28 protein-coding genes are annotated in these 25,319 nt (G+C 67.3%); 23 read left to right on the top strand and 5 right to left on the bottom strand.

From position 1 onward, the window contains the following. Positions 1 to 336 precede the first annotated feature (336 nt). From ASJ79_RS24880 to ASJ79_RS24845, 8 genes are all read left to right on the top strand, one after another. On the top strand, positions 337 to 1,305 hold the full coding sequence (locus ASJ79_RS24880) for a calcium/sodium antiporter (RefSeq protein ID WP_067961267.1): 969 nt from the start codon (positions 337 to 339) through the stop codon (positions 1,303 to 1,305). Between the two features lie 67 nt (positions 1,306 to 1,372). Continuing rightward, a complete protein-coding gene (locus ASJ79_RS24875) occupies positions 1,373 to 2,017 on the top strand; it encodes a dihydrofolate reductase family protein (protein WP_067961266.1) in 645 nt (214 codons plus the stop codon). Positions 2,018 to 2,038: 21 nt separating this feature from the next. Beyond that, positions 2,039 to 2,788 (top strand): deoxyribonuclease IV, encoded by a 750-nt coding sequence (locus tag ASJ79_RS24870; RefSeq protein ID WP_067961262.1) that lies wholly within the window; start codon positions 2,039 to 2,041, stop codon positions 2,786 to 2,788. Positions 2,789 to 2,898: 110 nt separating this feature from the next. Continuing rightward, positions 2,899 to 3,957 carry a phosphatase PAP2 family protein gene (locus ASJ79_RS24865; RefSeq protein ID WP_067961259.1) on the top strand — a complete coding sequence of 353 codons (1,059 nt, stop codon included), beginning with the start codon at positions 2,899 to 2,901 and terminating at the stop codon, positions 3,955 to 3,957. Between the two features lie 49 nt (positions 3,958 to 4,006). Beyond that, the gene (locus ASJ79_RS24860; RefSeq protein WP_067961256.1) at positions 4,007 to 5,635 is read left to right on the top strand and encodes an acyl-CoA dehydrogenase family protein; all 1,629 of its coding nucleotides are present in this window, start codon (positions 4,007 to 4,009) and stop codon (positions 5,633 to 5,635) included. Beyond that, a complete protein-coding gene (locus ASJ79_RS24855) occupies positions 5,632 to 6,546 on the top strand; it encodes a crotonase/enoyl-CoA hydratase family protein (RefSeq protein ID WP_067961253.1) in 915 nt (304 codons plus the stop codon). The genes ASJ79_RS24860 and ASJ79_RS24855 overlap by 4 nt, the downstream gene beginning before the upstream one ends. 9 nt (positions 6,547 to 6,555) lie before the next feature. Continuing rightward, positions 6,556 to 7,269, top strand: coding sequence for a PaaX family transcriptional regulator C-terminal domain-containing protein (locus ASJ79_RS24850; protein ID WP_156448630.1), 714 nt, complete (start codon positions 6,556 to 6,558; stop codon positions 7,267 to 7,269). Further along, positions 7,266 to 8,024: a crotonase/enoyl-CoA hydratase family protein gene (locus tag ASJ79_RS24845; RefSeq protein WP_067961245.1), complete on the top strand. Its 759-nt coding sequence runs from the start codon at positions 7,266 to 7,268 to the stop codon at positions 8,022 to 8,024. The genes ASJ79_RS24850 and ASJ79_RS24845 overlap by 4 nt, the downstream gene beginning before the upstream one ends. A 4-nt stretch (positions 8,025 to 8,028) precedes the next feature. Here the strand turns inward: ASJ79_RS24845 and ASJ79_RS24840 are convergent, their stop codons facing one another. Both ASJ79_RS24840 and ASJ79_RS24835 read right to left on the bottom strand, forming a co-directional pair. Then, positions 8,029 to 8,439 (bottom strand): DUF3060 domain-containing protein, encoded by a 411-nt coding sequence (locus ASJ79_RS24840; RefSeq protein WP_067961243.1) that lies wholly within the window; start codon positions 8,437 to 8,439, stop codon positions 8,029 to 8,031. A 2-nt stretch (positions 8,440 to 8,441) separates the two neighbouring features. Then, entirely contained in the window at positions 8,442 to 8,795 is a 354-nt protein-coding gene (locus tag ASJ79_RS24835; protein ID WP_231751020.1) for a DUF3060 domain-containing protein, read from the bottom strand. Positions 8,796 to 8,886: 91 nt separating this feature from the next. On the opposite strand from ASJ79_RS24835, the gene ASJ79_RS24830 reads away from it, so the two are divergent. The 13 genes from ASJ79_RS24830 to ASJ79_RS24775 all read left to right on the top strand — a co-directional run bounded on the left by ASJ79_RS24830 (position 8,887) and on the right by ASJ79_RS24775 (position 20,847). Beyond that, positions 8,887 to 9,429: a DUF3558 domain-containing protein gene (locus ASJ79_RS24830; RefSeq protein WP_067961237.1), complete on the top strand. Its 543-nt coding sequence runs from the start codon at positions 8,887 to 8,889 to the stop codon at positions 9,427 to 9,429. A 1-nt stretch (position 9,430) separates the two neighbouring features. After that, entirely contained in the window at positions 9,431 to 9,967 is a 537-nt protein-coding gene (locus ASJ79_RS24825; RefSeq protein WP_067961234.1) for a DUF3558 domain-containing protein, read from the top strand. A 57-nt stretch (positions 9,968 to 10,024) separates the two neighbouring features. Next, positions 10,025 to 10,600: a TetR/AcrR family transcriptional regulator gene (locus tag ASJ79_RS24820; RefSeq protein WP_067961232.1), complete on the top strand. Its 576-nt coding sequence runs from the start codon at positions 10,025 to 10,027 to the stop codon at positions 10,598 to 10,600. A gap of 286 nt (positions 10,601 to 10,886) precedes the next feature. Then, entirely contained in the window at positions 10,887 to 11,261 is a 375-nt protein-coding gene (gene rpsL, locus ASJ79_RS24815) for a 30S ribosomal protein S12 (RefSeq protein ID WP_003929602.1), read from the top strand. Further along, a complete protein-coding gene (rpsG, locus tag ASJ79_RS24810; protein ID WP_003929601.1) occupies positions 11,261 to 11,731 on the top strand; it encodes a 30S ribosomal protein S7 in 471 nt (156 codons plus the stop codon). Before rpsL ends, rpsG begins: the two co-directional genes overlap by 1 nt. 83 nt (positions 11,732 to 11,814) lie before the next feature. Beyond that, positions 11,815 to 13,917: an elongation factor G gene (gene fusA, locus ASJ79_RS24805; protein WP_067961230.1), complete on the top strand. Its 2,103-nt coding sequence runs from the start codon at positions 11,815 to 11,817 to the stop codon at positions 13,915 to 13,917. Between the two features lie 87 nt (positions 13,918 to 14,004). After that, complete coding sequence (tuf, locus tag ASJ79_RS24800) at positions 14,005 to 15,195, top strand: elongation factor Tu (RefSeq protein WP_067961228.1); 1,191 nt, start codon at positions 14,005 to 14,007, stop codon at positions 15,193 to 15,195. A 98-nt stretch (positions 15,196 to 15,293) separates the two neighbouring features. Next, positions 15,294 to 16,181, top strand: coding sequence for a cutinase family protein (locus ASJ79_RS24795; protein WP_197420360.1), 888 nt, complete (start codon positions 15,294 to 15,296; stop codon positions 16,179 to 16,181). Between the two features lie 25 nt (positions 16,182 to 16,206). Next, positions 16,207 to 17,034 (top strand): SHOCT domain-containing protein, encoded by an 828-nt coding sequence (locus ASJ79_RS24790; protein ID WP_067961226.1) that lies wholly within the window; start codon positions 16,207 to 16,209, stop codon positions 17,032 to 17,034. Between the two features lie 92 nt (positions 17,035 to 17,126). After that, on the top strand, positions 17,127 to 17,249 hold the full coding sequence (locus ASJ79_RS34835; RefSeq protein ID WP_255374766.1) for a hypothetical protein: 123 nt from the start codon (positions 17,127 to 17,129) through the stop codon (positions 17,247 to 17,249). Continuing rightward, on the top strand, positions 17,246 to 18,688 hold the full coding sequence (locus ASJ79_RS24785) for a basic amino acid/polyamine antiporter (RefSeq protein ID WP_067961224.1): 1,443 nt from the start codon (positions 17,246 to 17,248) through the stop codon (positions 18,686 to 18,688). Before ASJ79_RS34835 ends, ASJ79_RS24785 begins: the two co-directional genes overlap by 4 nt. Before the next feature lie 18 nt (positions 18,689 to 18,706). Further along, positions 18,707 to 19,954 (top strand): arginine deiminase, encoded by a 1,248-nt coding sequence (gene arcA / locus ASJ79_RS24780; protein ID WP_067961221.1) that lies wholly within the window; start codon positions 18,707 to 18,709, stop codon positions 19,952 to 19,954. 41 nt (positions 19,955 to 19,995) lie between these two features. Continuing rightward, positions 19,996 to 20,847 carry a mycofactocin-coupled SDR family oxidoreductase gene (locus tag ASJ79_RS24775; RefSeq protein WP_067961218.1) on the top strand — a complete coding sequence of 284 codons (852 nt, stop codon included), beginning with the start codon at positions 19,996 to 19,998 and terminating at the stop codon, positions 20,845 to 20,847. Here the strand turns inward: ASJ79_RS24775 and rocD are convergent. After that, complete coding sequence (gene rocD / locus ASJ79_RS24770; protein WP_067961216.1) at positions 20,844 to 22,052, bottom strand: ornithine--oxo-acid transaminase; 1,209 nt, start codon at positions 22,050 to 22,052, stop codon at positions 20,844 to 20,846. The two genes, ASJ79_RS24775 and rocD, sit on opposite strands and share 4 nt — an antisense overlap. After that, on the bottom strand, positions 22,049 to 22,897 hold the full coding sequence (gene ddaH, locus ASJ79_RS24765) for a dimethylargininase (protein WP_067961213.1): 849 nt from the start codon (positions 22,895 to 22,897) through the stop codon (positions 22,049 to 22,051). The genes rocD and ddaH overlap by 4 nt, the downstream gene beginning before the upstream one ends. A gap of 112 nt (positions 22,898 to 23,009) precedes the next feature. Between ddaH and ASJ79_RS24760 the strand changes: the two genes are divergently transcribed. Both ASJ79_RS24760 and ASJ79_RS24755 read left to right on the top strand, forming a co-directional pair. Beyond that, positions 23,010 to 23,456 carry an Lrp/AsnC family transcriptional regulator gene (locus tag ASJ79_RS24760; protein WP_067961210.1) on the top strand — a complete coding sequence of 149 codons (447 nt, stop codon included), beginning with the start codon at positions 23,010 to 23,012 and terminating at the stop codon, positions 23,454 to 23,456. Positions 23,457 to 23,512: 56 nt separating this feature from the next. After that, positions 23,513 to 24,706 carry an NAD(P)/FAD-dependent oxidoreductase gene (locus ASJ79_RS24755; protein ID WP_067961207.1) on the top strand — a complete coding sequence of 398 codons (1,194 nt, stop codon included), beginning with the start codon at positions 23,513 to 23,515 and terminating at the stop codon, positions 24,704 to 24,706. Between the two features lie 41 nt (positions 24,707 to 24,747). Here ASJ79_RS24755 and ASJ79_RS24750 read toward each other — a convergent pair whose 3' ends face one another. After that, a complete protein-coding gene (locus ASJ79_RS24750) occupies positions 24,748 to 25,050 on the bottom strand; it encodes a hypothetical protein (protein ID WP_067961205.1) in 303 nt (100 codons plus the stop codon). Positions 25,051 to 25,319: the final 269 nt, after the last annotated feature.

Genomic DNA, 25,319 nt, shown 5'->3' with positions numbered 1-25,319 from the left:
CGACAAACAGGCCGCCGCCGAACCCATCGCCGAACAACGTCAAATCGCCTAACATTCACCACGACTCGTTGATCACCACGCGTGCACCCACGCCGATCCGAAGTCCACCACCCCAAGGGGCACTATCGACTGCGCGGCTGCAAGAGTGCGGTTGGACATCGGTACCGCTCGTCGTCGATGACGTCCGACGGCATTCGCTCGACCTGGTCGCACGCATCGCCGGGCACCTCGAGCGGGCTCGACTCGCGGGGTGAGCAGACACAAAACTGTCGAAATAGGCCCGAAATCAGGCACTTTTGCGTCTGCTCGCGGGTAAGAGGCGACACACTCGACGGGATGGTGGCGGACGCAGCGTGGTTCGTGGTGGGCCTGGGCACCCTTGTCGCCGGGGCCGAAGTGATGGTGCGCGGCGCCACCGAGATCGCTGCGCGGCTGGGCATCAGCGCGATCGTCGTCGGCCTCACGGTGGTGTCGGTCGGCACCAGCATGCCCGAACTCGCGATCGGCGTGGTCTCGGCGGCCGAGGGCAATGGCGCGATGGCGGTCGGCAACGTCGCAGGCGCCAACGTGATCAACCTGATGCTCGTCCTCGGTCTGAGCGCGTTGATACTGCCGCTGGCCATCGAGATGCGGACCCTGCGTTCAGAGCTGCCCGTGATGGCCGGCGTCGCGGTGCTGCTGTGGGTGCTGGCCGCCGACGGGATGCTGTCGCGGGCCGACGGGCTCATCCTGGTGACGGGCGCGGTCTTGTACACCTACTCGGTGGTCCGGTCGGCGCGGCGGGAAAGGGGCTCAGCCGCAGTCGAATTCGTCCACACATATCCGACCGCCGGGACCGATGGCCGGCGCACCGCCCTGCACGTCGGCATGACCGTCGGCGGCATCGCGGTCATCGTGCTCGGCGCCCAGTGGTTGGTCGACGGGGCAGTCGGGTTGGCGCGCGCGTTCAGCGTCTCCGATGCGCTCATCGGCCTCACCGTCGTCGCGCTCGGGACCACCGCACCGGAGCTTGTCACCACGGTGGTTTCGACCTTCCGCCGCCAGCGTGACGTCGCGGTCGGCAATCTGCTGGGCAGCAGTGCCTACAACATCCTGCTCATCCTCGGCGTCACCTCTCTGGTGCCGGCACACGGGATCGCGTTGCCGCGCGAGCTGGTGCGCATCGACATCCCGATCATGATGGCCGCCACGCTGGCCTGCATCCCGATCTTCATCTCGGGCCGCCGCGTGGGCCGGGTCGAGGGCGGGTGCATGGTCGCCGCGTACGTCGGATTCCTGGTGTTCCTGCTCGCGACGCAAACCTGACCGGGTCCGATGAGTTGGGCCGGTTCATCCGGTCTACACATCGACCATCGACATCGAGGAGGACCGCGTGCCCCAATTGCTCAAAGTTCAGAACTTCAACGTCTCGCGCGACGGGTTCGGCGCGGGGGAGAACCAGAGCCTTGAGCGCCCGTTCGGTCATGCGGACCCCGGTGAGATGTTCGCGTGGGCCGGCGCGACGGCCAGCTGGCCCAACCGCACCGACCCGGGCGGCAGCCGCGGACTCGACGACTACCTGACGCGCGACTTCCACCACAACATCGGCGCCGAGATCATGGGACGCAACAAGTTCAGTCCGTACCGCGGCCCATGGCGGGATCACGAATGGCTGGGCTGGTGGGGCGACGAGCCACCGTTCCACACCCCCGTCTTCGTCATGACCCACTACGAACGCCCGTCGTTCACCTTGTCGGACACCACATTCCACTTCATCGACGCCGATCCGGCCACCGTCCTCGAGCGGGCCAGGGCGGCGGCCGACGGCAAGGACGTCCGGCTCGGCGGCGGCGCGACCACCATCAGGGAGTTCCTCGACGCCGGGCTCGTCGACACGCTGCACGTGGCGGTGTCAGATGTGGACCTCGGTTCCGGATCACGCCTCTGGGAGTCGCCCGACGAGCTCGACGACCGGTTCCACCACGACGTCGTGCCCAGCCCCAGCGGCGTCACCCATCACCTGTTCTGGCGACGCTGACGCCGCGCCTAGACTGGCCGCGTGCTTATCGGATCGCATGTACACGGAGACGACCCTCTGGCCGACGCCGCGGCGGACGGCGCCGATGTGGTGCAGTTCTTCCTCGGCAATCCGCAGAGCTGGAAGAAGCCCAAGCCGCGCGAGGACGCCGAGGCGCTGAAGGCGTCCAGCATCCCGATCTACGTGCACGCGCCGTACCTGATCAACGTGGCGTCGGCGAACAACCGGGTGCGCATCCCGTCGCGCAAGATCCTGCAGGACACCTGCGACGCGGCCGCCGACGTCGGCGCGACGGCGGTGATCGTGCACGGCGGTCACGCCGACGACAACGACATGGAGGCCGGCTTCGAGCGCTGGGTCAAGGCACTCGACCACCTCAAGACCGACGTGCCCGTCTATCTGGAGAACACCGCGGGCGGCGACCATGCGATGGCCCGCCACTTCGACACCATCGCCCGGCTGTGGGACCACATCGGTGACAAGGGCATCGGCTTCTGTCTGGACACCTGTCACGCCTGGGCTGCGGGGGAGGCGCTGATCGACGCCGTGGAGCGGATCAAGGGCATCACCGGGCGCATCGACCTGGTGCACTGCAACGATTCCCGTGACGCGGCAGGATCCGGCGCGGACCGGCATGCCAACTTCGGCGCGGGTCAGATCGACCCGCAACTGCTGGTCGCCGTGGTCAAGGCCGCTGACGCCCCGGTGATCTGCGAGACCTCCGACGAGGGCCGCAAGGACGACATCGCCTTCCTGCGCGAACACGTCTGAGACCGCCGCGGCGGCAGCATTGTCGCTGAACGGTTATCAAACTACGGGCGGCGACGCGGTTAAATAAGCAAACACCGGGAACCCCGGAGCTCCCGCGTCGAAAGGCCTCCGTGTCCGCGATTGACGACCCGCCGTCGATTGCTCTGGTGCCTGAGGCCTGCGAAACAACGCAGTCGCGGCGTGCCCGCTGGTTGTCGATCGTGCGGTGGGCCGCTGTCGGCGGGTGGGCCGTCGTCGTGGTGTGGCGGACGGTCACCGAGGGATTCGCGTTCAACCGGGAACTGATCCTGGTCTATGTCTGCACCGGTCTGGCCGCGGCCAGCATCGGCCAGGGCCGGCGCATCCTCTACGTGGTCAGGGACTGGCTGCCGTTCGCGCTCGTGCTGATCGCGTACGACCTGAGCCGGGGAGCGGCGCTGTTCGTCGGGACGCCGACACTGTGGCACTGGCAGGCTGACATGGATCGTCTGATGTTCGCCGGGACGATGCCGACGGTGTGGCTGCAGGAGCGGCTCAAGCTGCCCGAACCCCCGTGGTGGGAAGTCGTGATCAGCAGCGTCTACATGTCGTTCTTCATCCTTCCGTACGTGGTGGCCGGAGCGCTGTGGCTGCGTAACCGTGAGGAGTGGAAGTCTTTCGTCCGCCTTTTCGTGGGGCTGTCGTTCACCGCGCTGGTGATCTACGCGCTGATGCCCGCCGCGCCGCCGTGGGCGGCGGCGCGGTGCACGCCCGTCGACGTCGCCGGCGGGCCGTCCGATCCGGACTGCATGTTCAGGTCGGCGCGGGGCGTCCCCGACGGCGGACTGCTCGGCGCCATGCAGTCCACGCAGTCGGGGGCCAACGACTGGATCGAACGGATCGTCGGCCGCGGCTGGGGCGCGCTCGAACTGCACACCGCCAGCGCACTCATCGACCAGGGGCAGGCCAGTGTGAACCTCGTGGCGGCCATCCCGTCGCTGCACGCCGCGCTGTCGCTGGGGATCGCGGCCTTCCTGTGGACCAGGGTGCACAAGTGGTGGCGACCGGTGCTGATCGCGTATCCGCTGGTCATGGCCTTCACGCTGGTGTACACCGCCGAGCACTACGTGATCGACATCCTGCTCGGGTGGGTGCTCGCCGCGGTGGTGAGCACCGCGCTGTGGCTGTATGAGCGACGCCGAGCCACCTGAGCGCATTACAGTTCTTGTGCGATTGTTCGTTTGATGTAACAGTGGTGGCATGGCCGATACCCATGTCGTCACCAATCAGGTTCCGCCGCTGACGGACTTCAACCCGGCGGCCTCGCCCGTGCTGACCGAGGCGCTGATCCGCGAAGGCGGCGAGTGGGGCATCGACGAGGTCGCCGAGCTCGGCGCGCTGGCCGGCAGTGCGAGAGCGCAGCGTTGGGGTGAACTCGCCGACCGCCACCGGCCGGTGCTGCACACCCACGACCGCACCGGCCACCGCATCGACGAGGTCGAATACGACCCCGCCTACCACGAGCTGATGAGCGTCGCCGTCGGTCACGGTCTGCACGCGGCTCCGTGGGCCGACGACCGGCCGGGCGCCCACGTGGTGCGGGCGGCCAAGACGTCGGTGTGGACGCCGGAGCCCGGGCACATCTGCCCGATCTCGATGACCTACGCGGTGGTGCCCGCCCTGCGTCACAATCCGGACCTCGCAGCGATCTACGAACCGCTGCTGACCAGCCGTGTCTACGACCCCGAGCTGAAGGTGCCGGCCACCAAGCCCGGCATCACCGCCGGCATGTCGATGACCGAGAAACAGGGCGGCTCCGACGTGCGCGCCGGCACCACCGAGGCCACCCCCAACGGTGACGGCACCTATTCGCTGCGCGGGCACAAATGGTTCACCTCGGCGCCGATGTGCGACATCTTCCTGGTGCTGGCGCAGGCACCGGGCGGGCTGAGCTGTTTCTTCCTGCCGCGCGTGCTGCCCGACGGTTCGCGCAACCGGATGTTCCTGCAGCGCCTCAAGGACAAGCTCGGCAACCATGCCAACGCATCCAGTGAGGTGGAGTACGACGGCGCGACGGCGTGGCTGGTCGGGGAGGAGGGCCGCGGCGTGCCGACCATCATCGAGATGGTGAACCTGACCCGGCTGGACTGCACGCTGGGCAGCGCGACCAGCATGCGCAACGGGCTGATGCGTGCGACCCACCATGCGCAGCACCGCAAGGCCTTCGGTGCCTACCTGATCGACCAGCCGCTGATGCGCAACGTGCTCGCCGACCTCGCGGTGGAGGCCGAAGCCGCGACCCTGCTCGCGATGCGGATGGCCGGCGCCACCGACCACGCCGTCCGCGGCGACGAACGCGAAACCCTGCTCCGCAGAATCGGTCTCGCCGCGGCCAAGTACTGGGTGTGCAAGCGGGCCACCCCGCATGCCGCCGAGGCGATGGAGTGCCTGGGGGGCAACGGCTACGTCGAGGACTCCGGGATGCCCCGGCTCTACCGGGAGGCCCCGCTGATGGGCATCTGGGAAGGGTCGGGCAACGTCAGCGCGCTGGACACTTTGCGCGCCATGGCGACCCGCCCGGAATGCATCGAGGTGCTCTTCGACGAACTCGCCACGACGACCGGTCACGACCCGCGCCTGGACGCTCACGTCGAGGCGCTGCGGCAGGCGCTGGAGGATCTGGAGACGATCCAGTACCGCGCCCGCCGGGTGGCCGAGGACATCTCGCTGGCGCTGCAGGGCTCGCTGCTGGCCCGCCACGGACACCCCGCGGTCGCCGAGGCGTTCCTGGCCAGCCGGCTCGGCGGTCAGTGGGGCGGCGCGTTCGGCACGCTGCCGACCGGGCTGGACCTCGCCCCGATCATCGAGCGTGCACTGGTCAAGGCATGACCGACACGCTGACGACGATGACCTACGAGGTCACCGACCGGGTCGCCCGCATCACGTTCAACCGGCCGGACAAGGGCAACGCGATCATCGCCGACACGCCGCTGGAGCTCGCGGCGCTCGTCGAACGCGCCGATCTGGACCCGAATGTGCACGTGATCCTGGTGTCCGGCCGCGGTGACGGCTTCTGCGCCGGTTTCGACCTCGGGGCGTACGCGGAAGGGTCCTCCTCGGCGGGTACGGGCGGCGACCGCCGGGGCACCGTGCTGTCCGGGAAGACCCAGGCGATCAACCACCTGCCCGACCAGCCCTGGGATCCGATGATCGACTATCAGATGATGAGCCGCTTCGTGCGCGGCTTCGCCAGCCTGATGCACTGCGACAAGCCGACGGTGGTCAAGATCCACGGTTACTGCGTGGCCGGCGGCACCGACATCGCGCTGCACGCCGACCAGGTGATCGCCGCGTCCGACGCCAAGATCGGCTATCCGCCCACCAGGGTCTGGGGCGTGCCGGCGGCGGGGTTGTGGGCGCATCGGCTGGGTGACCAGCGCGCCAAACGCCTTCTGCTGACCGGTGATTGCATCACCGGTGCGCAGGCCGCCGAGTGGGGTCTGGCCGTGGAGGCGCCAGATCCCGCCGACCTCGACGAGCGCACCGAACGGCTGGTCGAACGGATCGCCGCGGTGCCGGTCAACCAGCTGATCATGGTCAAGCTCGCGATGAACAGCGCGCTGTACAACCAGGGCGTGGCCAACAGCGCGATGATCTCGACGGTGTTCGACGGCATCGCCCGCCACACCCCGGAAGGGCACGCGTTCGTCGGGCAGGCCCGCGAGCACGGCTTCCGCGAGGCGGTGCGCCGCCGCGACGAACCCTTCGGAGACCACGGCCGCACCACCTCCGGGGTGTGACACATGCGCATGACGGCGCGGTCGGTGGTGCTGAGCGTGCTGCTCGGCGCCCACCCGGCGTGGGCCACGGCCGCCGAATTGATCAGGCTGACCGAGGATTTCGGGATCCGCGAGTCGACGGTGCGGGTGGCGCTGACCCGCATGGTCAGCGCGGGTGACCTGGTGCGTTCCGAGGACGGCTACCGGCTCTCGGACCGGCTGCTCGGGCGTCAGCGCCGCCAGGACGACGCGATCGCCCCGCGCCTGCTCGACTGGGGCGGCGACTGGACGACGCTGGTGATCACGGCTGTCGGAACAGACGCCAGAACCCGGGCCCAGTTGCGAACCACGCTGCAGGACAGGCGTTTCGGCGAACTTCGCGAAGGCATCTGGATGCGCCCCGACAACGTCCACCTCACGCTCGACGACGAGCTCACCAGCAGGGTCCGGATCCTGCGGGCCCGCGACGACGACCCGGTGGAGCTGGCCGGGCGGTTGTGGGATCTGTCCGGCTGGGCCGCCACCGGTCACGAGTTGCTGGCCGAGATGGCCGGCGCCGACGACGTTCCGGCCCGGTTCGTCGTCGCGGCGGCGATGGTGCGTCACCTGTTGACCGATCCGGTGTTGCCCGACGAACTGCTGCCGGACGGGTGGCCGGGCGCGTCGTTGCGCGCCGCATACGAAGACTTCGCCGCCGAACTGGTCCCGCGGCGCGACGGTGTCGAACTGACGGAGGCCAGATGAGTGTCAGGGTGGAGAAGGACGGCGCGGTCACGACGGTCGTGATGGACCGCCCGCACGCGCGCAACGCCGTCGACGGTCCCGCGGCGATGGAGCTGTACGCCGCGTTCGACGAGTTCGACAAGGACCCGACCGCCGCCGTCGCGGTGCTCTGCGGTGACAACGGAACCTTCTGTGCGGGAGCCGATCTCAAGGCGATGGGCACACCGGAGTCGAACCCGGTCCACCGCACCGGGCCGGGACCGATGGGGCCGAGCCGCATGGTGCTGTCCAAACCGGTGATCGCCGCGATCAGCGGATACGCCGTCGCCGGCGGTCTGGAGCTGGCGCTGTGGTGCGACCTGCGGATCGTCGAGCAGGACGCCGTGATGGGGGTGTTCTGCCGGCGATGGGGCGTGCCGTTGATCGACGGCGGCACCGTGCGACTGCCGCGGCTGATCGGGCACAGCCGCGCGATGGACCTGATCCTGACCGGACGTGCCGTCGACGCCGACGAGGCCTACGCCATCGGCCTGGCCAACCGGGTGGTGCCGAAGGGCCAGGCCCGACAACGTGCCGAGGAACTGGCCGCCGAGCTGGCCGCGCTGCCGCAGCAGTGCCTGCGCGCAGACCGGATGTCGGCGCTCAACCAGTGGGGCATGTCGGAGGCCGAGGCGATGGACGTCGAATTCGGCAGCCTGTCCCGGGTGAAAGAGGAGTCGCTGGCCGGCGCGGCCCGGTTCGCGTCCGGCGCGGGCCGCCACGGGGCCAGGGCCTGACGCGTCAGCCCCTGGTGATGCTGTTGTTGCTGCCGGTGTCGTTGACCGTCGGTTCCCCGTCGCGATAGGTGACGGTGTTGTTCAACCCGACCACGGACAGCTCGTCGTCCACCCGGTCGAAACTGATCTTGTTGTCGGCTCCGCCGATGTTGACGTTCGCGCACGCGCCCTTGACCGTCAGCGTGTTGTTGGAGCCCCCGACGTTGAGCGACTTGCCGTCGGCGCAGTCGATCTCCGCGGTCGTGCCGAACGACCCGTAGTTGATGGTGTTGCCGATCTCGATCTGCGCACCCGAGGTCCCCGCCGTGGCCGTCGGTGTGTCGGTGTCCTCACTGGTGGAACCGCATGCGGACAATGCGACCGCCAGCGTGGCGGCACCGAGACAGCTGAGCAGGCCGGGGGAACGACGCGTCATGCCTAGGCGGGTACCCGATCGACGCGGTTTGTCATCCCCAGTTCGCGACCGCGGTCCCACACGATCGGGGCGCCGTTCTTGTAGAACACCGTCTGATCCCAGCCGTACACCGTGATGTCGTTGATGACGTTGTCGGCGATCACCACGTTCGACGACCCCTGGACCGTCACCGCCCAGCAGCTTCCCAGCGCATAGACCCGGTTGTTGTTGCCCAAGACGATCAGCGTGGATTCATTGCAGTCGATGGTCTGCTCGATGCCGATCCCGGTGATGTGGGTGTCGCCGTTCTTGGCCTGCGCCACCGGGCTGACCGAGGCCAGCGTGGCCGCGACCGCCAGCGCACCCACCGCGAACAGACGTCCCACAACCGATGCAGTCACACCGGCAGCCTACGACGTCGTCCGCTCGCACTGTCGGGGTTCACCGACACGGGTACCGTGAGCGGCGATGCGTCGACGGGTCCTGCAGTTTCTCGCCGTGGCGGTCACCACCACGGCGACCGCTGCGGGCTGCGCACAGACCGTCACCGGCACGGCGCAGCGCGGCGACGCCGGCACCACGGACACCGGCCGCAGTTACGGTTACGTCGACGACCGCTGCGGACTGCTCGACGACAGCACCATCCAGGCCACGCTCGGCGCCGACACGATCACCCGGCCCTACAGCGGCGCGGTCTGCCAGTACATCCTGACCCGCCGTGCGAACGGGGCGGCGATCGTCGACCTGACGTTCTCGTGGTTCGACACCGGCGACCTGCAGCGCGAACGCGACCTGGCCACCGCCCGCGGCGCGGTCGTCACCGACGTCGTCGAGGAACGCCACAAGGCGTTCTCGGCGCGCCGCGACACCACCGGCGCCGCCTGTTCCGCAACCGCCGCGGCGGGCTCGGGCGTGCTCAGCTGGTGGGTGCAGTACCGGGGGCAGTCCACCGGCGATCCGTGCACCGACGCCCAGAAGCTGCTCTCGGCGACGCTCCGCTCGGACATGTGACGTGAACACCCGCATCACCGCCCGCCTCGGTGCGGGGCTGGCCGTCGGCGCGCTGCTGGCCGGATGCGGCGGCCCCGATCACGACCGCGGGCCGGCCGGCGGTCCCGGCCCGCAGTCGTCGGGGGAGGGCTTCGAGAGCGTGGACTGCAACGGCATCACCGACGCCGACATCACCGCGGCGGCCGGACCCGATCTGTTCACCCCCGCGGTGGTCAGCGATGCGGGCTGTTTCTGGCAGGAGAACACCATGGCCGACGGCGTCGGTGCGGGCATGGGCATTTCCACGTGGTGGTACCGCGGCAGCGACATGAACATCGAGCGCGAACTCGAGGAGCGCGCCGGGCGCACCCTGACCGAGATGACCGTCGACGGCAACAAGGGCTTCATGGCCTACGACGACACCGCCTGCAGTATCTATGTGGCCAAGGGCACCGACGTGATCACCTGGTCGATCCAGACGATGAACGCCGCGGCGATGCCCGATCTGTGCGGCGTCGTGGAACAACTGGCGCAGCTGAGCCAACAGCGGGTGAACTAGAGTTGCTCGCTGGCCCGGCTGATCCCCGGGTGACTCGGACGATGCGAGGGGGATGGCATGGCAGCTCGGCCGCCGCGAACGGCCAAGCTCAGCCGTGACTCCATCGTCAACGCCGCGCTGACGTTCCTCGACCGCGAAGGCTGGGATGCGCTGACCATCAACGCGCTGGCCAATCAGCTGGGCACCAAGGGGCCGTCGCTGTACAACCACGTGCACAGCCTCGACGACCTGCGCCGCACGGTGCGGATGCGCGTCGTCGGCGACATCATCGACATGCTCAACACGGTCGGGCAGGGCCGCGCCCCCGAGGACGCGGTGATGGTGATGGCCAGCGCGTACCGCAGCTACGCGCACCACCACCCGGGCCGCTACTCGGCGTTCACCCGGATGCCGCTCGGTGGTGACGACCCCGAATTCACCGAGGCCACCCGTGCCGCGGCGGCGCCGGTCATCTCCGTCCTCGCCACGTTCGGCCTGGAAAGCGAGTCCGCGTTCCACGCCGCACTGGAGTTCTGGTCGGCGATGCACGGGTTCGTTCTGCTCGAGATGACCGGGGTGATGGCCGGCATCGACACGGACGCCGTGTTCACCGACATGGTGGCCCGGCTGGCCGCCGGTATGCAGCTCCGTTGACCGGCTGTCATCGCAGATTCGCAGGTCAGCGGGTTTTGTTGCGCTATGCAGCCCTGGTATTGTGGACGTTCGTGCCTGGCTGATAAGGCGCAGCATGCCTGCACGCCGGGCGAATTCGCATGTCTCGCTTCTGCGGGGTGCCGTGAAACTGTCCCAGCAGTCCGCGGTGGCCGCATGCGACACGCCCGGACGCGGGGTAACCGGCGCGGGCATAACAGCAGTACAGAGAACTTAAAACGAGTCAAGCACGCACGTCAGAACGACGAGGAACACAGAAAGCCGGTACATGCCAACCATCAACCAGCTGGTCCGTAAGGGTCGCCGCGACAAGATCGCCAAGGTGAAGACCGCGGCCCTCAAGGGCAGCCCGCAGCGTCGCGGCGTGTGCACCCGCGTGTACACCACGACCCCGAAGAAGCCGAACTCGGCACTTCGCAAGGTCGCGCGCGTGCGCCTGACCAGCGCGGTCGAGGTCACCGCTTACATCCCCGGTGAAGGCCACAACCTGCAGGAGCACTCGATGGTGCTGGTGCGCGGCGGCCGTGTGAAGGACCTCCCGGGCGTGCGCTACAAGATCATCCGCGGGTCGCTGGACACCCAGGGCGTCAAGAACCGTAAGCAAGCCCGCAGCCGTTACGGCGCGAAGAAGGAGAAGAGCTGATGCCGCGCAAGGGACCCGCGCCCAAGCGTCCGTTGGTCAACGACCCGGTCTACGGGTCGCAGCTGGTCACCCAGCTGGTCAACAAAGTTCTGCTGGACGGGAAGAAATCGCTGGCCGAACGCATTGTTTACGGTGCGCTCGAACAGGCCCGCGAGAAGACCGGCACCGATCCGGTGGTCACGCTGAAGCGGGCCATGGACAACGTCAAGCCTTCGCTCGAGGTGCGTAGCCGTCGCGTCGGTGGCGCCACCTACCAGGTTCCCGTCGAGGTCCGCCCGGACCGCTCGGTCACCCTGGCGCTGCGCTGGCTGGTCAGCTTCTCCAAGCAGCGTCGCGAGAAGACCATGGTCGAGCGCCTGGCCAACGAGATCCTCGACGCCAGCAACGGCCTGGGTGCCGCCGTCAAGCGACGCGAGGACACCCACAAGATGGCCGAGGCCAACCGCGCCTTCGCGCACTACCGCTGGTGATCGCACGCCCGCGGGCAGAGTCGCCCCGGGCGTGAGAAACCAAGGCTGACCACAGCAACGATCAAGCGAGAGAGAAGACTTCCGTGGCACAGGACGTGCTGACCGACCTCACGAAGGTCCGCAACATCGGCATCATGGCGCATATCGATGCCGGCAAGACGACGACGACCGAGCGCATCCTCTACTACACCGGTATCAGCTACAAGATCGGTGAGGTCCACGACGGCGCCGCCACGATGGACTGGATGGAGCAGGAGCAGGAGCGAGGGATCACGATCACCTCGGCCGCCACCACCTGCTTCTGGAACAACAACCAGATCAACATCATCGACACCCCGGGCCACGTCGACTTCACCGTCGAGGTGGAGCGCTCGCTGCGTGTGCTCGACGGCGCCGTGGCGGTGTTCGACGGCAAGGAAGGTGTCGAGCCGCAGTCCGAGCAGGTCTGGCGGCAGGCCGACAAGTACGACGTCCCGCGCATCTGCTTCGTCAACAAGATGGACAAGCTGGGCGCCGACTTCTACTTCTCGGTGCGCACCATGGAGGAGCGCCTCGGCGCCAACGTCATCCCGATCCAGTTGCCGATCGGCTCCGAGAGCGATTTCCAGGGCATCGTCGACCTGGTCGAGATGAACGCCAAGGTGTGGAGCGCCGAGGCCAAGCTCGGCGAGAAGTACGACACCGTCGAGATCCCGGCCGACCTGCAGGAGAAGGCCGACGAGTACCGCACCAAGCTGCTCGAGGCCGTCGCCGAGACCGACGACGCCCTGATGGAGAAGTACTTCGGTGGCGAGGAGCTCACCGTCGAGGAGATCAAGGCGGCGCTGCGCAAGCTGACGATCAACTCCGAGGCCTACCTCGTGCTGTGCGGTTCGGCGTTCAAGAACAAGGGCGTGCAGCCCATGCTCGACGCCGTCATCGACTACCTGCCGTCGCCGCTGGACGTCCCGCCGGCCGAAGGCCATGCGCCCGGCAAGGAAGACGAGCTGATCAGCCGCAAGCCGTCGACCGACGAGCCGTTCTCGGCGCTGGCGTTCAAGGTCGCCACGCACCCGTTCTTCGGCAAGTTGACCTACGTGCGCGTGTACTCGGGCACCGTCGAGTCCGGCAGCCAGGTCATCAACGCGACCAAGGGCAAGAAGGAGCGTCTGGGCAAGCTGTTCCAGATGCACTCCAACAAGGAGAATCCCGTCGAGCGGGCGTCGGCCGGTCACATCTACGCCGTCATCGGCCTGAAGGACACCACCACCGGTGACACGCTGAGCGATCCGAACCAGCAGGTCGTGCTGGAGTCGATGACGTTCCCGGATCCGGTCATCGAGGTCGCCATCGAGCCCAAGACCAAGAGTGACCAGGAGAAGCTGGGCACCGCGATCCAGAAGCTCGCCGAAGAGGACCCGACCTTCAAGGTCCACCTGGACCAGGAGACCGGCCAGACCGTCATCGGCGGCATGGGCGAGCTCCACCTGGACATCCTGGTGGACCGCATGCGCCGCGAGTTCAAGGTCGAGGCGAACGTCGGCAAGCCGCAGGTGGCCTACCGCGAGACCATCCGCAAGAAGGTCGAGAAGGTCGAGTACACCCACAAGAAGCAGACGGGTGGCTCGGGTCAGTTCGCGAAGGTGCTCATCGACCTCGAGCCGTTCAGCGGCGAGGACGGTGCCACCTACGAGTTCGAGAACAAGGTCACCGGCGGTCGCATCCCGCGCGAGTACATCCCGTCGGTGGATGCCGGTGCGCAGGACGCGATGCAGTACGGCGTGCTCGCCGGCTACCCGCTGGTGAACCTCAAGGTCACCCTGCTCGACGGCGCCTTCCACGAGGTCGACTCGTCGGAGATGGCGTTCAAGGTGGCCGGCTCCCAGGTGCTGAAGAAGGCCGCGCAGGCTGCGCAGCCGGTCATCCTGGAGCCCATCATGGCCGTCGAGGTCACCACGCCCGAGGACTACATGGGCGACGTGATCGGCGACCTGAACTCCCGCCGTGGTCAGATCCAGGCCATGGAGGAGCGGAGCGGTGCCCGTGTCGTCAAGGCGCAGGTTCCGCTCTCGGAGATGTTCGGCTACGTCGGCGACCTCCGGTCGAAGACGCAGGGCCGGGCGAACTACTCCATGGTGTTCGACTCGTACGCCGAGGTTCCGGCGAACGTGTCGAAGGAGATCATCGCGAAGGCGACCGGACAGTAACCCCCGGTTGGTTCGCGGAGAACCACAACTGCAAAGATCAACTCTGCTTTAACCAGAAGCACCAACACAGTCCAGGAGGACACAGAAGTGGCGAAGGCGAAGTTCGAGCGGACGAAGCCGCACGTCAACATCGGGACCATCGGTCACGTTGACCACGGCAAGACCACGCTGACCGCAGCAATCACCAAGGTTCTGCACGACAAGTACCCCGATTTGAACGAGTCGCGCGCATTCGACCAGATCGACAATGCGCCCGAGGAGCGTCAGCGCGGTATCACGATCAACATCTCCCACGTGGAGTACCAGACCGACAAGCGTCACTACGCACACGTCGACGCCCCCGGTCACGCTGACTACATCAAGAACATGATCACCGGTGCCGCCCAGATGGACGGCGCGATCCTGGTGGTCGCCGCCACCGACGGTCCGATGCCGCAGACCCGCGAGCACGTGCTGCTGGCCCGCCAGGTCGGCGTGCCCTACATCCTGGTGGCCCTGAACAAGGCCGACATGGTGGACGACGAGGAGCTCATCGAGCTCGTCGAGATGGAGGTCCGCGAGCTGCTGGCCGCCCAGGACTTCGACGAGGAAGCCCCGGTCGTCAAGGTCTCCGCGCTGAAGGCACTCGAGGGCGACGAGAAGTGGGTCAAGTCCGTCGAGGAGCTCATGGAGGCCGTCGACGAGTCGATCCCGGATCCGGTCCGCGAGACCGAGAAGCCGTTCCTGATGCCCGTTGAGGACGTCTTCACGATCACCGGCCGCGGCACCGTGGTCACCGGTCGTGTCGAGCGCGGCATCATCAACGTGAACGAGGAAGTCGAGATCGTCGGCATCCGTCCCGACACCACCAAGACCACGGTCACCGGTGTCGAGATGTTCCGCAAGCTGCTCGATCAGGGCCAGGCCGGTGACAACGTCGGTCTGCTGCTCCGCGGCATCAAGCGCGAGGACGTCGAGCGTGGCCAGGTCGTGGTCAAGCCCGGCACCACCACCCCGCACACCGAGTTCGAGGGCAGCGTCTACATCCTGTCCAAGGACGAGGGCGGCCGCCACACGCCGTTCTTCAACAACTACCGTCCGCAGTTCTACTTCCGGACCACGGACGTGACCGGCGTGGTGACCCTGCCCGAGGGCACCGAGATGGTGATGCCCGGTGACAACACCGACATCTCCGTCAAGCTGATCCAGCCCGTCGCCATGGACGAGGGCCTGCGCTTCGCGATCCGCGAGGGCGGCCGTACCGTCGGCGCCGGCCGCGTCACCAAGATCATCAAGTGATCTAGGTTTCAGCCAGCGAAAGTGGCGCTCACCCGCGAGGGTGGGCGCCACTTTTGCATGGTGGGACCGTGTAACACCCCTGTCGACAAGTCCGATGTATGGTGCGACGGCTGTCGAGGGGTCGGCCGGGTGAGGTGAAGAGGTTCGTAGTGAGAAGTTTTTCGGGCATCGCCGCGGCCGTGGGCGCAGCGATCCTGGGCCTGGCGGGCGTGACGGTCGGTGTCGCGTCCGCGCAGCCCGCCTGTCCCGATGTGCATTGGATCGGCGCCGCCGGCTCCGGCGAGCGCGCCGGTGACTTGTCCGCCGACGCCGGCATGGGCCGGGTGGTGTACAAGTCCTACCGCGATTTCGCGTCGCTGGTTCAGCAGAGCGGCCGCACGATCACCGCCGAGGCGGTCAACTATCCCGCGGTCGAGGTACCCGAGGACGGCGGCATCCTGGACTGGGCCGGTTTCATCGGCAGCGTCGACACCGGTACGGCCGCGCTGGGACAGCAGTACCACGCGTTCGTCGCGCAGTGCCCGTCCACCCAGGTGGTGCTCGCCGGCTACTCGCAGGGCGCCATGGTGGTGCACCGCAACCTGCATGCGCTCGACGCGAGCCCGAACCTGGCCGCGGCGCTGCTCGTCGCCGACGGCGACCGGCTGCCGCAGGACCCGACCGTCAACCTCGGCTCGGCGGCGTCCGTGCCGGGCGCCGGCAAGGGCGTCGCGCAGGACTGGCCGATTCTCGCGCACGCGCCTGCACCGCTTCCTGTGACCGTCGGCGCCAGGACGATCAGCGTGTGCGACCTCGGGGATGCGGTGTGCGACTACGACCCTGACGCCGAGGACGTGATGAACCCGGCCGCGGTGGCGGTGCACACCAGCTATGCGCGCCGAGGTGGAGCGATGGATTCCTGGACCATGCCGCTGTACCAGCTCGTCAGCCGGGCTCCGCTTCCCGCACCGGCCGCGCTTCCCGTGCAGGTAACAGCCGGTTCTTGAGCCGTTTGTCGGCCATAATCTCCGCATGTCGACTTTCTGGCGGTATGTGAAGATCCAGCTCTTCGTGCTGCTGTGCGGCATCGTCGGTCCGATCTTCCTGGTGATCTACTTCGCCGCCGGCGGCGATCCGCTGCTGAAGTGGATGTTCTGGACGGGTTTGCTCATCACCGCCCTCGACGTGCTCATCGCGCTGGTGATCACCAACGTCGGCGCCAGGTCGGCGGCCAAGAAACAGGCGCTGGAAGCCACCGGTGTGCTGGCGCTGGCACAGGTCGTCGGCATCCACGAGACGAACACCAGGATCAACGATCAGCCGCTGATCAAGCTCGATCTGCAGGTGTCCGGCCCGGGGATCACGCCGTTCTCGACACAGGACCAGGTGGTCGCGTCGGTGAGCCGGCTGCCGATGATCACCAACCGCAAGCTGGTGGTGCTGGTGGATCCGATCACGAACGACTACCAGATCGACTGGGAGCGCAGCGCTTTGGTCAGCGGGCTGATGCCGGCCACCTTCAGCGTCGCCGAGGAGGGCACGTCGTACGACCTGACCGGCCAGACCGAGGCGTTGATGGAGATCCTGCAGGTGCTGAAATCCCACGGCATCGCGATGGACAGCATGATCGACATCCGTTCCAATCCCGCAGCCCGCCAACAGGTGCAGGCGATCGTCCGGCACGCCGCGGCCCGCCGGCCGATCCCGCCGCCGGTGCCCGCGGCCGCATCGTATGCGGCCCCGTCTGCTGAACCGACCACGGCGCAACGCCTTCAGGAACTCGAGACACTTCGCGCCACCGGCTCGATCACCGACGACGAGTACGCCGCCAAGCGTCAACAGATCATCGCCGAGATTTAACATTCATATCGGCGAACAACCCCCCGTCACCGAGCCGGCTTGGTAGTTTCCGGCTACCGGACCAAGAAGCGGACCGGGAGGGGGTTCGCCCGATGGCGGGTTCTTCCAAGACCGGTGACGACGCACGTGTGGTGCGCAGCCCCACGCTCAGCGTCATCTATGGATTCACCGGCTTCAAGATCGTGCACACCGACCCCGAGGAGGTGATGCCATGACGGCGACGGACACCGCGACCCGGGAACAGAAAGTCAGCCTGCCGACTCTGACGGCCATGGTCATCGGATCGATGATCGGCTCAGGCGTGTTCCTGCTGCCAAGGCGGTTCGGCGTCGAAGCCGGTGTGGCCGGCGCACTCATCGCCTGGACGATCGCCGGCGCCGGAATGCTGATGCTGGCCTTCGTGTTTCAGCGGTTGGCCACGCGCAAACCCGATCTCGACGCCGGGATCTATGCCTACGCCAAGGCCGGGTTCGGCGACTACGTGGGCTTCAACTCCGCGTTCGGGTTCTGGGCGTCGGCGTGCGCGGGTAACACGTCCTACTGGGTGCTGATCATGACGACGGCGGGTGCGCTGTTCCCGGCGCTGGGCGCCGGAGACACCGTGGTGGCCGTGGTTGTGTCATCGCTGGGCGTGTGGCTGTTCTTCTATCTGATCCTGCGCGGGGTCAAAGAGGCCGCGATCATCAACCGGATCGCCACCATCGCCAAGGTGGTGCCCATCCTGATGTTCATCGTGATCACTGCCATCGCCTTCAAGGCCGACGTGTTCACCGGCAATTTCTGGGGCGGAGACGGGAACTACTCGTGGACCTCGTTGTTCGAGCAGGCCAAGGGCACCATGCTGATCACGGTGTTCGTGTTCCTCGGCATCGAGGGCGCCAGCGTCTACTCCCGGTTCGCGCGCAAGCGCGAGGATGTCGGCCGCGCCACCGTCATCGGGTTCCTGTCGGTGCTCTCGGTGTTCATGCTGGTCACCTTGTGCTCGTACGGTGTGATGCCGCAGTCGGAACTGGCCGAGATCGCGCAACCGTCGATGGCCACCGTACTGGAATCGGTTGTCGGCCCGTGGGGTTCGGTGTTCATCAAGGCCGGGGTGATCCTGTCGGTACTCGGTGCCTATCTGGCCTGGACCCTGATGGCCGCCGAGATCCTCTATATCCCGGCGAAAGCCGCCGACATGCCGAGGTTCCTGGCCCGGGAGAACGCCAACGGGGCGCCGGTCAGCGCACTGGTGATGGCCGGCGGCCTGGTGCAGCTGCTGTTGATATTGCTGCTGTTCACCTCGGAGGCACTGGATTTCATGCTGGACCTGACCGCGGCACTGGCGTTGATCCCGTACCTGTTGGCGGCGGCATACGCGCTGAAACTGACGATCACCCGCGAAACCTACAGTGACAGAAGGTCGTTGGTGCCCGACGCGGTGATCTCGGCCCTGGCCACCATCTACACGCTGTTCCTGGTGTACGCGGCCGGTATCGATCACCTGCTGCTGTCGTGCATCTTGTACGCGCCGGGGGCCGCCTTCTATGTGGTCGCCAGGCGGGAACGCAATCTGCGGGTCTTCACCGTGGCCGAAATGTTGTTGTTCGGTGCCATCGTGCTCGGTGCCGTTGCGGGCCTGGTCGGTCTTGCGACCGGGGCCATCGAGATCTAGTCAGCGAAAGGTGTTCCAGTGTCCAATCCCGCCGGTGCGTACGGAGTGCATTCCGAAGTGGGCAAGCTGCGCAAGGTGCTGGTGTGCTCGCCCGGTCTCGCCCACGAGCGACTGACGCCGACCAACTGCGACGACCTGTTGTTCGACGATGTCCTGTGGGTGCAGAACGCCCGCCGCGACCACTTCGACTTCATCGACAAGATGCGGGACTGCGACGTGGAAGTCGTGGAACTGCACAACCTGCTGACCGAGACGATGCAGATCGCCGACGCGAAAGCGTGGCTGCTCGACCGCAAGATCGTGGCCCAGGAGGTCGGGCTCGGGTTGGTGGACGACACCCGGGGCTTCCTCGACTCCCTGACGGAGCGCCGCCTGGCCGAGCTGCTGATCGGCGGCATGTCCGTCGACGACCTTCCTCGTGACCTCGGTGCCGGTTATCGGGCCCTGGCCCGCGAGGACAACGGGGTCACCGAATATCTGATGCCGCCGTTGCCGAACACGCTCTATACCCGCGACACCACCTGCTGGATCTATGGCGGCCTGACGCTCAACCCGCTGTTCTGGCCGGCCCGCCACGACGAAACCCTGTTGATGAAGGCGATCTACGAGTTCCATCCCGACTTCGCCGGCTCCACGGTGTGGTGGGGCGATCCGGAGCAGTCCTGGGGCCTGGCCACCATCGAGGGTGGTGATGTGCTGGTGCCCGGCAACGGGGTGGTGTTGATCGGGATGAGTGAACGCACGTCGCGTCAGGCCATCACGCAGGTCACCGCGGCGCTGTTCCGCAATGGGGCCGCCGACAAGGTGATCGTCGCGGGTATGCCCAAGCTGAGGTCGGCCATGCATCTGGACACGGTGTTCACCTTCGCCGACCGCGACGTGGTGACGATCTACCCAGACATCGTGGACGGCATCGTGCCGTTCACGCTGCTGCCGGCCGACAACGCGATCGGGGTTGAGGTCATCGAGGACACCAAACCGTTCGTGGAGGTGGTGGCCGCGGCGCTGGGGCTGGCGGAACTCCGCGTGGTCGAGACCGGCGGCACGCGCTACGACGCGGAACGTCAGCAGTGGGACAGCGGCAACAATCTCGTCGCCGTCGAGCCGGGTGTGGTGTTCGCCTATGACCGCAACACCCACACCAATTCGCTGCTGCGCAAGGCCGGCATCGAGGTGATCACCATCGTCGGCGCCGAGCTCGGCCGGGGTCGCGGCGGCGGCCACTGCATGACCTGCCCGATCATCCGCGATCGGCTGGAATGGTGAGTTAATAGAACGCGTTCTAGTTCTGCTGTTAGCCTGGTGGAATGACATCTGGTGCCCCTCTGGAGGGTCGCGTCGCGCTGATCACCGGAGCCGCGCGTGGCCAGGGCCGCGCGCATGCGGTCCGGTTGGCCGACGACGGCGCGGACATCGTCGCGATCGACGTCTGTAAACCGGTCTCGGAGACCGTCACCTACCCGATGCCCACGTCAGAGGACCTGGCGGAGACGGTGCGCCTGGTCGAGGCGACGGGCCGCAAGGTGCTCGCCCGGGAGGCCGACATCCGCGACCTCGCAGCCCAGCAGCAGGTCGTCGCCGACGCGGTCGAGCAGTTCGGCCGGCTCGACATCGTGGTGGCCAACGCCGGCGTGCTCAGCTGGGGCCGCATCTGGGAGATGTCCGAGGAGCAGTGGAACACCGTCGTCGACATCAACCTCAACGGCACCTGGCGCACCATCCGCGCCGCGGTGCCGGCGATGATCGAGGCGGGTAAAGGCGGCTCGATCGTCATCGTCAGTTCGTCGGCCGGGTTGAAGGCCACCCCGGGCAACGCCCACTATGCGGCGTCCAAACACGGTCTGGTGGCGCTGACCAACGCACTGGCCCTGGAGGCCGGGGAATTCGGCATCCGGGTGAACTCCATCCATCCGTACTCCATCGACACCCCGATGATCGAGCGGGACGCGATGATGGAGATCTTCTCGAAGTACCCGACGTTCCTGCACAGCTTCGCACCGATGCCGTTCAAACCCGTTGCGCGCGATGGCAAGCCGGGGTTGCAGGAGTTCATGACCGTCGAGGAGGTCGCCGACGTGGTGGCGTGGCTGGCCGGCGACGCGTCGCTCACGATCTCCGGTTCGCAGATCGCCGTCGACCGCGGCACGATGAAGTACTAGCTGCTCAGCACCTCGGCGAACAGGCCGACAGCCCAGTCGATCTCGTCCGCGGTGATCACCAGCGGGGGCGCGAAACGCAGTGTCGAACCTTGCGTGTCCTTGACCAGCACCCCGCGTTCGGCCAGACGCAGGCTGACCTGCTTGCCGGAGCCGAGCGCCGGGTCGATGTCGACACCGGCCCACAAACCCCTGCCGCGCACCGCGAGCACCCCCCGCCCTCTCAGGCCGTTCAGGCTCGCATGCAGCCGGGTGCCGAGTTCCGTTGCACGGGCCTGGAACTCGCCACGACGTAGGATGTCGACGACAGCGGTGCCGATCGCGGCGGCCAGCGGATTGCCGCCGAACGTCGAGCCGTGCTCGCCGGGGTGCAGCACGCCGAGGACATCGCTGTCGGCCACCACTGCCGACAGCGGTACGACGCCACCGCCGAGCGCTTTGCCCAGCAGGTAGACGTCCGGCACCACACCCCAGTGGTCGCATGCGAAGGTCCGGCCGGTGCGGGCCAGCCCGGACTGGATCTCGTCGGCGATCATCAGCACGTTGCGTTCGGTGCACAGCTCGCGCACCCGCGGCAGGTAGTCGTCGGGCGGCACGACGATCCCGGCCTCGCCCTGGATCGGTTCCAGCAGCACGGCGACGGTGTCGCCGTCCACCGCGTCGGCCACCGCGTCGGCGTCACCGAACGGCACCGACCGGAATCCCGGCGTGTACGGACCGAAGCCGCGGCGGGCGGTCTCGTCGTCGGAGAAACTGATGATTGTCGTGGTGCGGCCGTGGAAGTTGTTGCGCGCCACCACGATGTTCGGCTCGGTGACTCCCTTGACGTCGGCGCCCCACTTGCGCGCGACTTTGATGCCGCTCTCCACGGCTTCGGCGCCGCTGTTCATCGGCAGCACCATGTCCTTACCGCACAGGCCGGCCAGTGCCGCGCAGAACGGGGCGAGCCGGTCGGAATGGAACGCGCGGCTGACCAGCGTCACGGCGTCGAGCTGAGCGTGCGCCGCCGCGATCACCTCCGGATGGCGGTGCCCGAAGTTCACCGCCGAGTACGCGGACAGGCAGTCGAGATAGCGCCGGCCTTCCACGTCGGTGATCCAGGCGCCTTCGGCGCTCGCGGCCACGACGGGCAGCGGCGAATAGTTGTGCGCGACGTGCCGGCGGTCCAGGTCGATGGTCGTGTCGGTCCGCGAGATCATCGCCGTCATGGGTCAACCTCCAGCGTGCAGCATTTCACCGAGCCGCCGCCCTTGAGCAGCTCGGTCAGATCGACGGGGACCGGACGGAAGCCGGCCTTGCGGAGCTGCTCGGCGAAACCCGTTGCTGCCGAGGGCAGCACCACGTTGAGCCCGTCGGAAACCACGTTGAGTCCGAGCACGTAGGCGTCGGCGCTGGCGACTTCGATGGCGTGCGGGAACAGCGCCGCGAGCGTCGCGCGCGACGCCGGCGCGAACGCCGGCGGGTAGTACGCGACGGTGGCGTCATCGAGCACGGCCAGCGCGGTGTCGAGGTGGTAGAAGCGGGGATCGACGAGTTCCAGGCCGACGACCGGCATCCCGACGTGCGCGGCCACCTCGTCGTGCGCGCGCCGGTCGGTGCGGAACCCGTGCCCGGCGAGGATCGTCGGGCCGACCGCGAGGAGGTCGCCCTGACCTTCGTTGACATGCCGGGTGTAGGCGGGGACGTAACCGTTGCGGGACATCCACTCCGCGTAGGCCACGGCCTCGCCCGCTCGCTCGGCGTACGCGAAGCGGGCGACCACGGCCCTCCCGTTGAGGACGGTGCCGCCGTTGGCCGCGTAGACCATGTCCGGCAGCCCGGGTAGCGGCTCCACGAGTTCGACCGTGTGGCCGAGATCGAGATAGGTCTGGCGCAGCGACTCCCACTGGGCGAGCGCGAGACCGGCGTCGACGGGCGACGACGTGTCCATCCACGGGTTGATGACGTATTCGACGGCGAAGTAGGTCGGCGCGGTCATGACGTAACGGCGCCGGCGCGCGGTCCGGGCGGGGATGTTTCCGACATGCTCGGCCCCGGCGAGGTCAATCGTCATGAATCAACCCTATGAACAGCGATTTGTGCAATCAATCGTCGAATCTTGCGTGTCTGGTGTAGATCTGTTGTGCGGACTGCTGTTATGTGGTGGTTTATTGCAAGGGGTGACGATGGACCGTCTCGACGACACTGACGAGCGCATTCTGGCCGAGTTGGCCGACAACGCCCGGGCGACGTTCGCCGAGATCGGCCAGCAGGTGAATCTGTCGGCTCCGGCGGTCAAGCGCCGGGTGGACCGCATGGTGGACGCGGGCGTCATCAAGGGCTTCACCACGGTGATCGACCGCAGCGCGCTCGGCTGGACGACGGAGGCGTACGTCCAGGTGTTCTGTCACGGCACGATCGCGCCGACGGAGTTGCGGGCGGCCTGGAAGGACATCCCGGAGGTGGTGAGCGCCGCGACGGTGACCGGTACCGCCGATGCGATGCTCCACGTGCTGGCCCGCGATATGCGTCACCTGGAGGAAGCTCTCGAACGCATCCGGGCGAGCGCCGACGTGGAGCGCAGCGAGAGCATCGTCGTACTGTCCAACCTCATCGAGCGGGCGCCGGGCTGAGCGCGTAGGTGTGGGGTGGCGCACATCTGCTGCGCGCCATCGTGTAAAAAGCCCACGTGAGCACATCTGAGGTTTCCGGACGGGCGGGCGGAGTCGTCATCGTCGGCGGCGGATTGGCCGCCGCGCGCACGGCCGAGCAGCTGCGTCGTTCGGAGTACGCGGGCGCCATCACGATCGTCAGCGACGAGGATCACCTTCCGTATGACCGGCCGCCGCTGTCGAAAGAGGTGCTCCGCGCCGAGACCGACGACGTGACGCTGAAGCCGGCGGAGTTCTACGCCGAGAACAACATCACCGTGCTGCTCGGGAACGGCGCGAAATCGGTGGACACCGATTCGCAGTCCCTGACTCTCGCTGACGGCACCCAGCTCGGCTACGACGAGCTCGTCATCGCGACCGGCCTGGTGCCGAAGCGCATTCCGTCGTTCCCGGACCTGCCGGGCATCCATGTGCTGCGCAACTTCGACGAGAGCCTTGCCCTGCGGCAGGAGGCCGGGACGGCGCGGCACGCGGTCGTGGTCGGCGCCGGGTTCATCGGCTGCGAGGTCGCGGCCAGCCTGCGCAAGATGGGTGTCGACGTGGTGCTCGTGGAGCCGCAGCCGTCGCCGCTGGCGTCGGTGTTGGGACGCCAGATCGGGGACCTGGTGACGCGGCTGCACCGCGCCGAGGGGGTCGACGTCCGGTGTGGTGTCGGCGTCTCCGGCGTCAGCGGTGACGACCGGGTCCGCAAGGTGACGCTGAGTGACGGGACGGAACTCGATGCCGACATCGTCATCGTCGGTATCGGTTCGCATCCTGCGACGGACTGGCTGGCCGGTAGCGGGGTCGAGGTGGACAACGGCGTGGTGTGCGACGAGGTGGGTCGCGCGAGTGCGCCGCACGTGTGGGCCATCGGCGACGTCGCTTCGTGGCGTGACACCGTCGGAGGCCAAGTGCGCGTTGAGCATTGGAGCAATGTCGCCGACCAGGCGCGGGTGATGGTGCCGACGATGCTCGGCTTGGAACCGTCGGCCGCGGTGTCGGTGCCCTACTTCTGGAGCGACCAGTACGACGTCAAGATCCAGGCGTTGGGCGAACCGGAGGCCACCGACACCGTGCATATCGTCGAGGACGACGGACGGAAGTTCCTGGCCTACTACGAGCGTGACGGCGTGGTGGTCGGCGTGGTCGGCGGTGGCTTCCCGGGCAAGGTCATGAAGGTCCGGTCGAAGATCGCCGCGGGCGCTCCGATCTCGGACCTTCTCGGCTGACCCGGATTGTCCGCTCAGCGGACTTCACCTGGATTGTCCGCTCAGCGGACGTTGACGTAGTAGACGTAGCCCGTGATCGTCTGCTGGAAGGTGCGATCACCGAAGTGGTCACGGACCGTACCGCGGATCGGGGCGCCGCGGTTGATGCTGACGACGTCGGCGTCGGCCAGCGGGGCGTTGGACTGTCTCTGGACGATGACCCGGTTGCCTTCGGCTTCGAGCCGGCTGATCGTGGCCTGCGCGTCGCCTGTTCCTGTCGGCGCAGCCAGCGCCGGGGCGGTCAGCCCCAAAAACGCGGCGGAGAAGGTGGCGGCTGCGGCGGTGGCGATGGTGAACTTCTTCATCGTTCTGCTCTTCCCTTGACTCTTTCGTGGTGGTCTGAATGGATGAACCGGCAGGTCAGGGGGTTCATTCCGCTGGCAGAAAATGATCCGTCGCTGGCAGAAATCGGTGCACCGGCGTGTCGGTGGAACGCGGTAGGCTCGAACACATGTGCGGCTCCTCAGGTTCTTGTGGGTAGCTGAGGGTGCAGTCCGCCGAGGCAGAGATAGATCATTGAGGTCAGTGTTCGGGCTGAGTGGTGGCCGTAGCCGCGGGCGTTGATGAGGCGGAT

The organism is Mycobacterium sp. NAZ190054 (assembly GCF_001545925.1).
Lineage (GTDB): Bacteria > Actinomycetota > Actinomycetes > Mycobacteriales > Mycobacteriaceae > Mycobacterium.
Note: the sequence above shows the minus strand (reverse complement) of the source record. Positions and strands in the feature narration are given on the sequence as shown.

Coding starts and splice junctions, on each gene's coding strand:
- ASJ79_RS24795 (WP_197420360.1), top strand. CDS start 15,294: ATGGTGCGACGGCTGTCGAGGGGTCGGCCGGGTGAGGTGAAGAGGTTC.
- rpsG (WP_003929601.1), top strand. CDS start 11,261: ATGCCGCGCAAGGGACCCGCGCCCAAGCGTCCGTTGGTCAACGACCCG.
- ASJ79_RS24840 (WP_067961243.1), bottom strand. CDS start 8,439: ATGACGCGTCGTTCCCCCGGCCTGCTCAGCTGTCTCGGTGCCGCCACG.
- ASJ79_RS24855 (WP_067961253.1), top strand. CDS start 5,632: ATGACCGACACGCTGACGACGATGACCTACGAGGTCACCGACCGGGTC.
- ASJ79_RS24860 (WP_067961256.1), top strand. CDS start 4,007: ATGGCCGATACCCATGTCGTCACCAATCAGGTTCCGCCGCTGACGGAC.
- ASJ79_RS24845 (WP_067961245.1), top strand. CDS start 7,266: ATGAGTGTCAGGGTGGAGAAGGACGGCGCGGTCACGACGGTCGTGATG.
- ASJ79_RS24785 (WP_067961224.1), top strand. CDS start 17,246: ATGACGGCGACGGACACCGCGACCCGGGAACAGAAAGTCAGCCTGCCG.
- ASJ79_RS24830 (WP_067961237.1), top strand. CDS start 8,887: ATGCGTCGACGGGTCCTGCAGTTTCTCGCCGTGGCGGTCACCACCACG.
- rocD (WP_067961216.1), bottom strand. CDS start 22,052: ATGACGGCGATGATCTCGCGGACCGACACGACCATCGACCTGGACCGC.
- ASJ79_RS24850 (WP_156448630.1), top strand. CDS start 6,556: ATGACGGCGCGGTCGGTGGTGCTGAGCGTGCTGCTCGGCGCCCACCCG.
- ASJ79_RS24760 (WP_067961210.1), top strand. CDS start 23,010: ATGGACCGTCTCGACGACACTGACGAGCGCATTCTGGCCGAGTTGGCC.
- rpsL (WP_003929602.1), top strand. CDS start 10,887: ATGCCAACCATCAACCAGCTGGTCCGTAAGGGTCGCCGCGACAAGATC.
- ASJ79_RS24820 (WP_067961232.1), top strand. CDS start 10,025: ATGGCAGCTCGGCCGCCGCGAACGGCCAAGCTCAGCCGTGACTCCATC.
- ASJ79_RS24790 (WP_067961226.1), top strand. CDS start 16,207: ATGTCGACTTTCTGGCGGTATGTGAAGATCCAGCTCTTCGTGCTGCTG.
- ddaH (WP_067961213.1), bottom strand. CDS start 22,897: ATGACGATTGACCTCGCCGGGGCCGAGCATGTCGGAAACATCCCCGCC.
- ASJ79_RS24880 (WP_067961267.1), top strand. CDS start 337: ATGGTGGCGGACGCAGCGTGGTTCGTGGTGGGCCTGGGCACCCTTGTC.
- ASJ79_RS34835 (WP_255374766.1), top strand. CDS start 17,127: ATGGCGGGTTCTTCCAAGACCGGTGACGACGCACGTGTGGTGCGCAGC.
- ASJ79_RS24750 (WP_067961205.1), bottom strand. CDS start 25,050: ATGAAGAAGTTCACCATCGCCACCGCCGCAGCCGCCACCTTCTCCGCC.
- ASJ79_RS24775 (WP_067961218.1), top strand. CDS start 19,996: ATGACATCTGGTGCCCCTCTGGAGGGTCGCGTCGCGCTGATCACCGGA.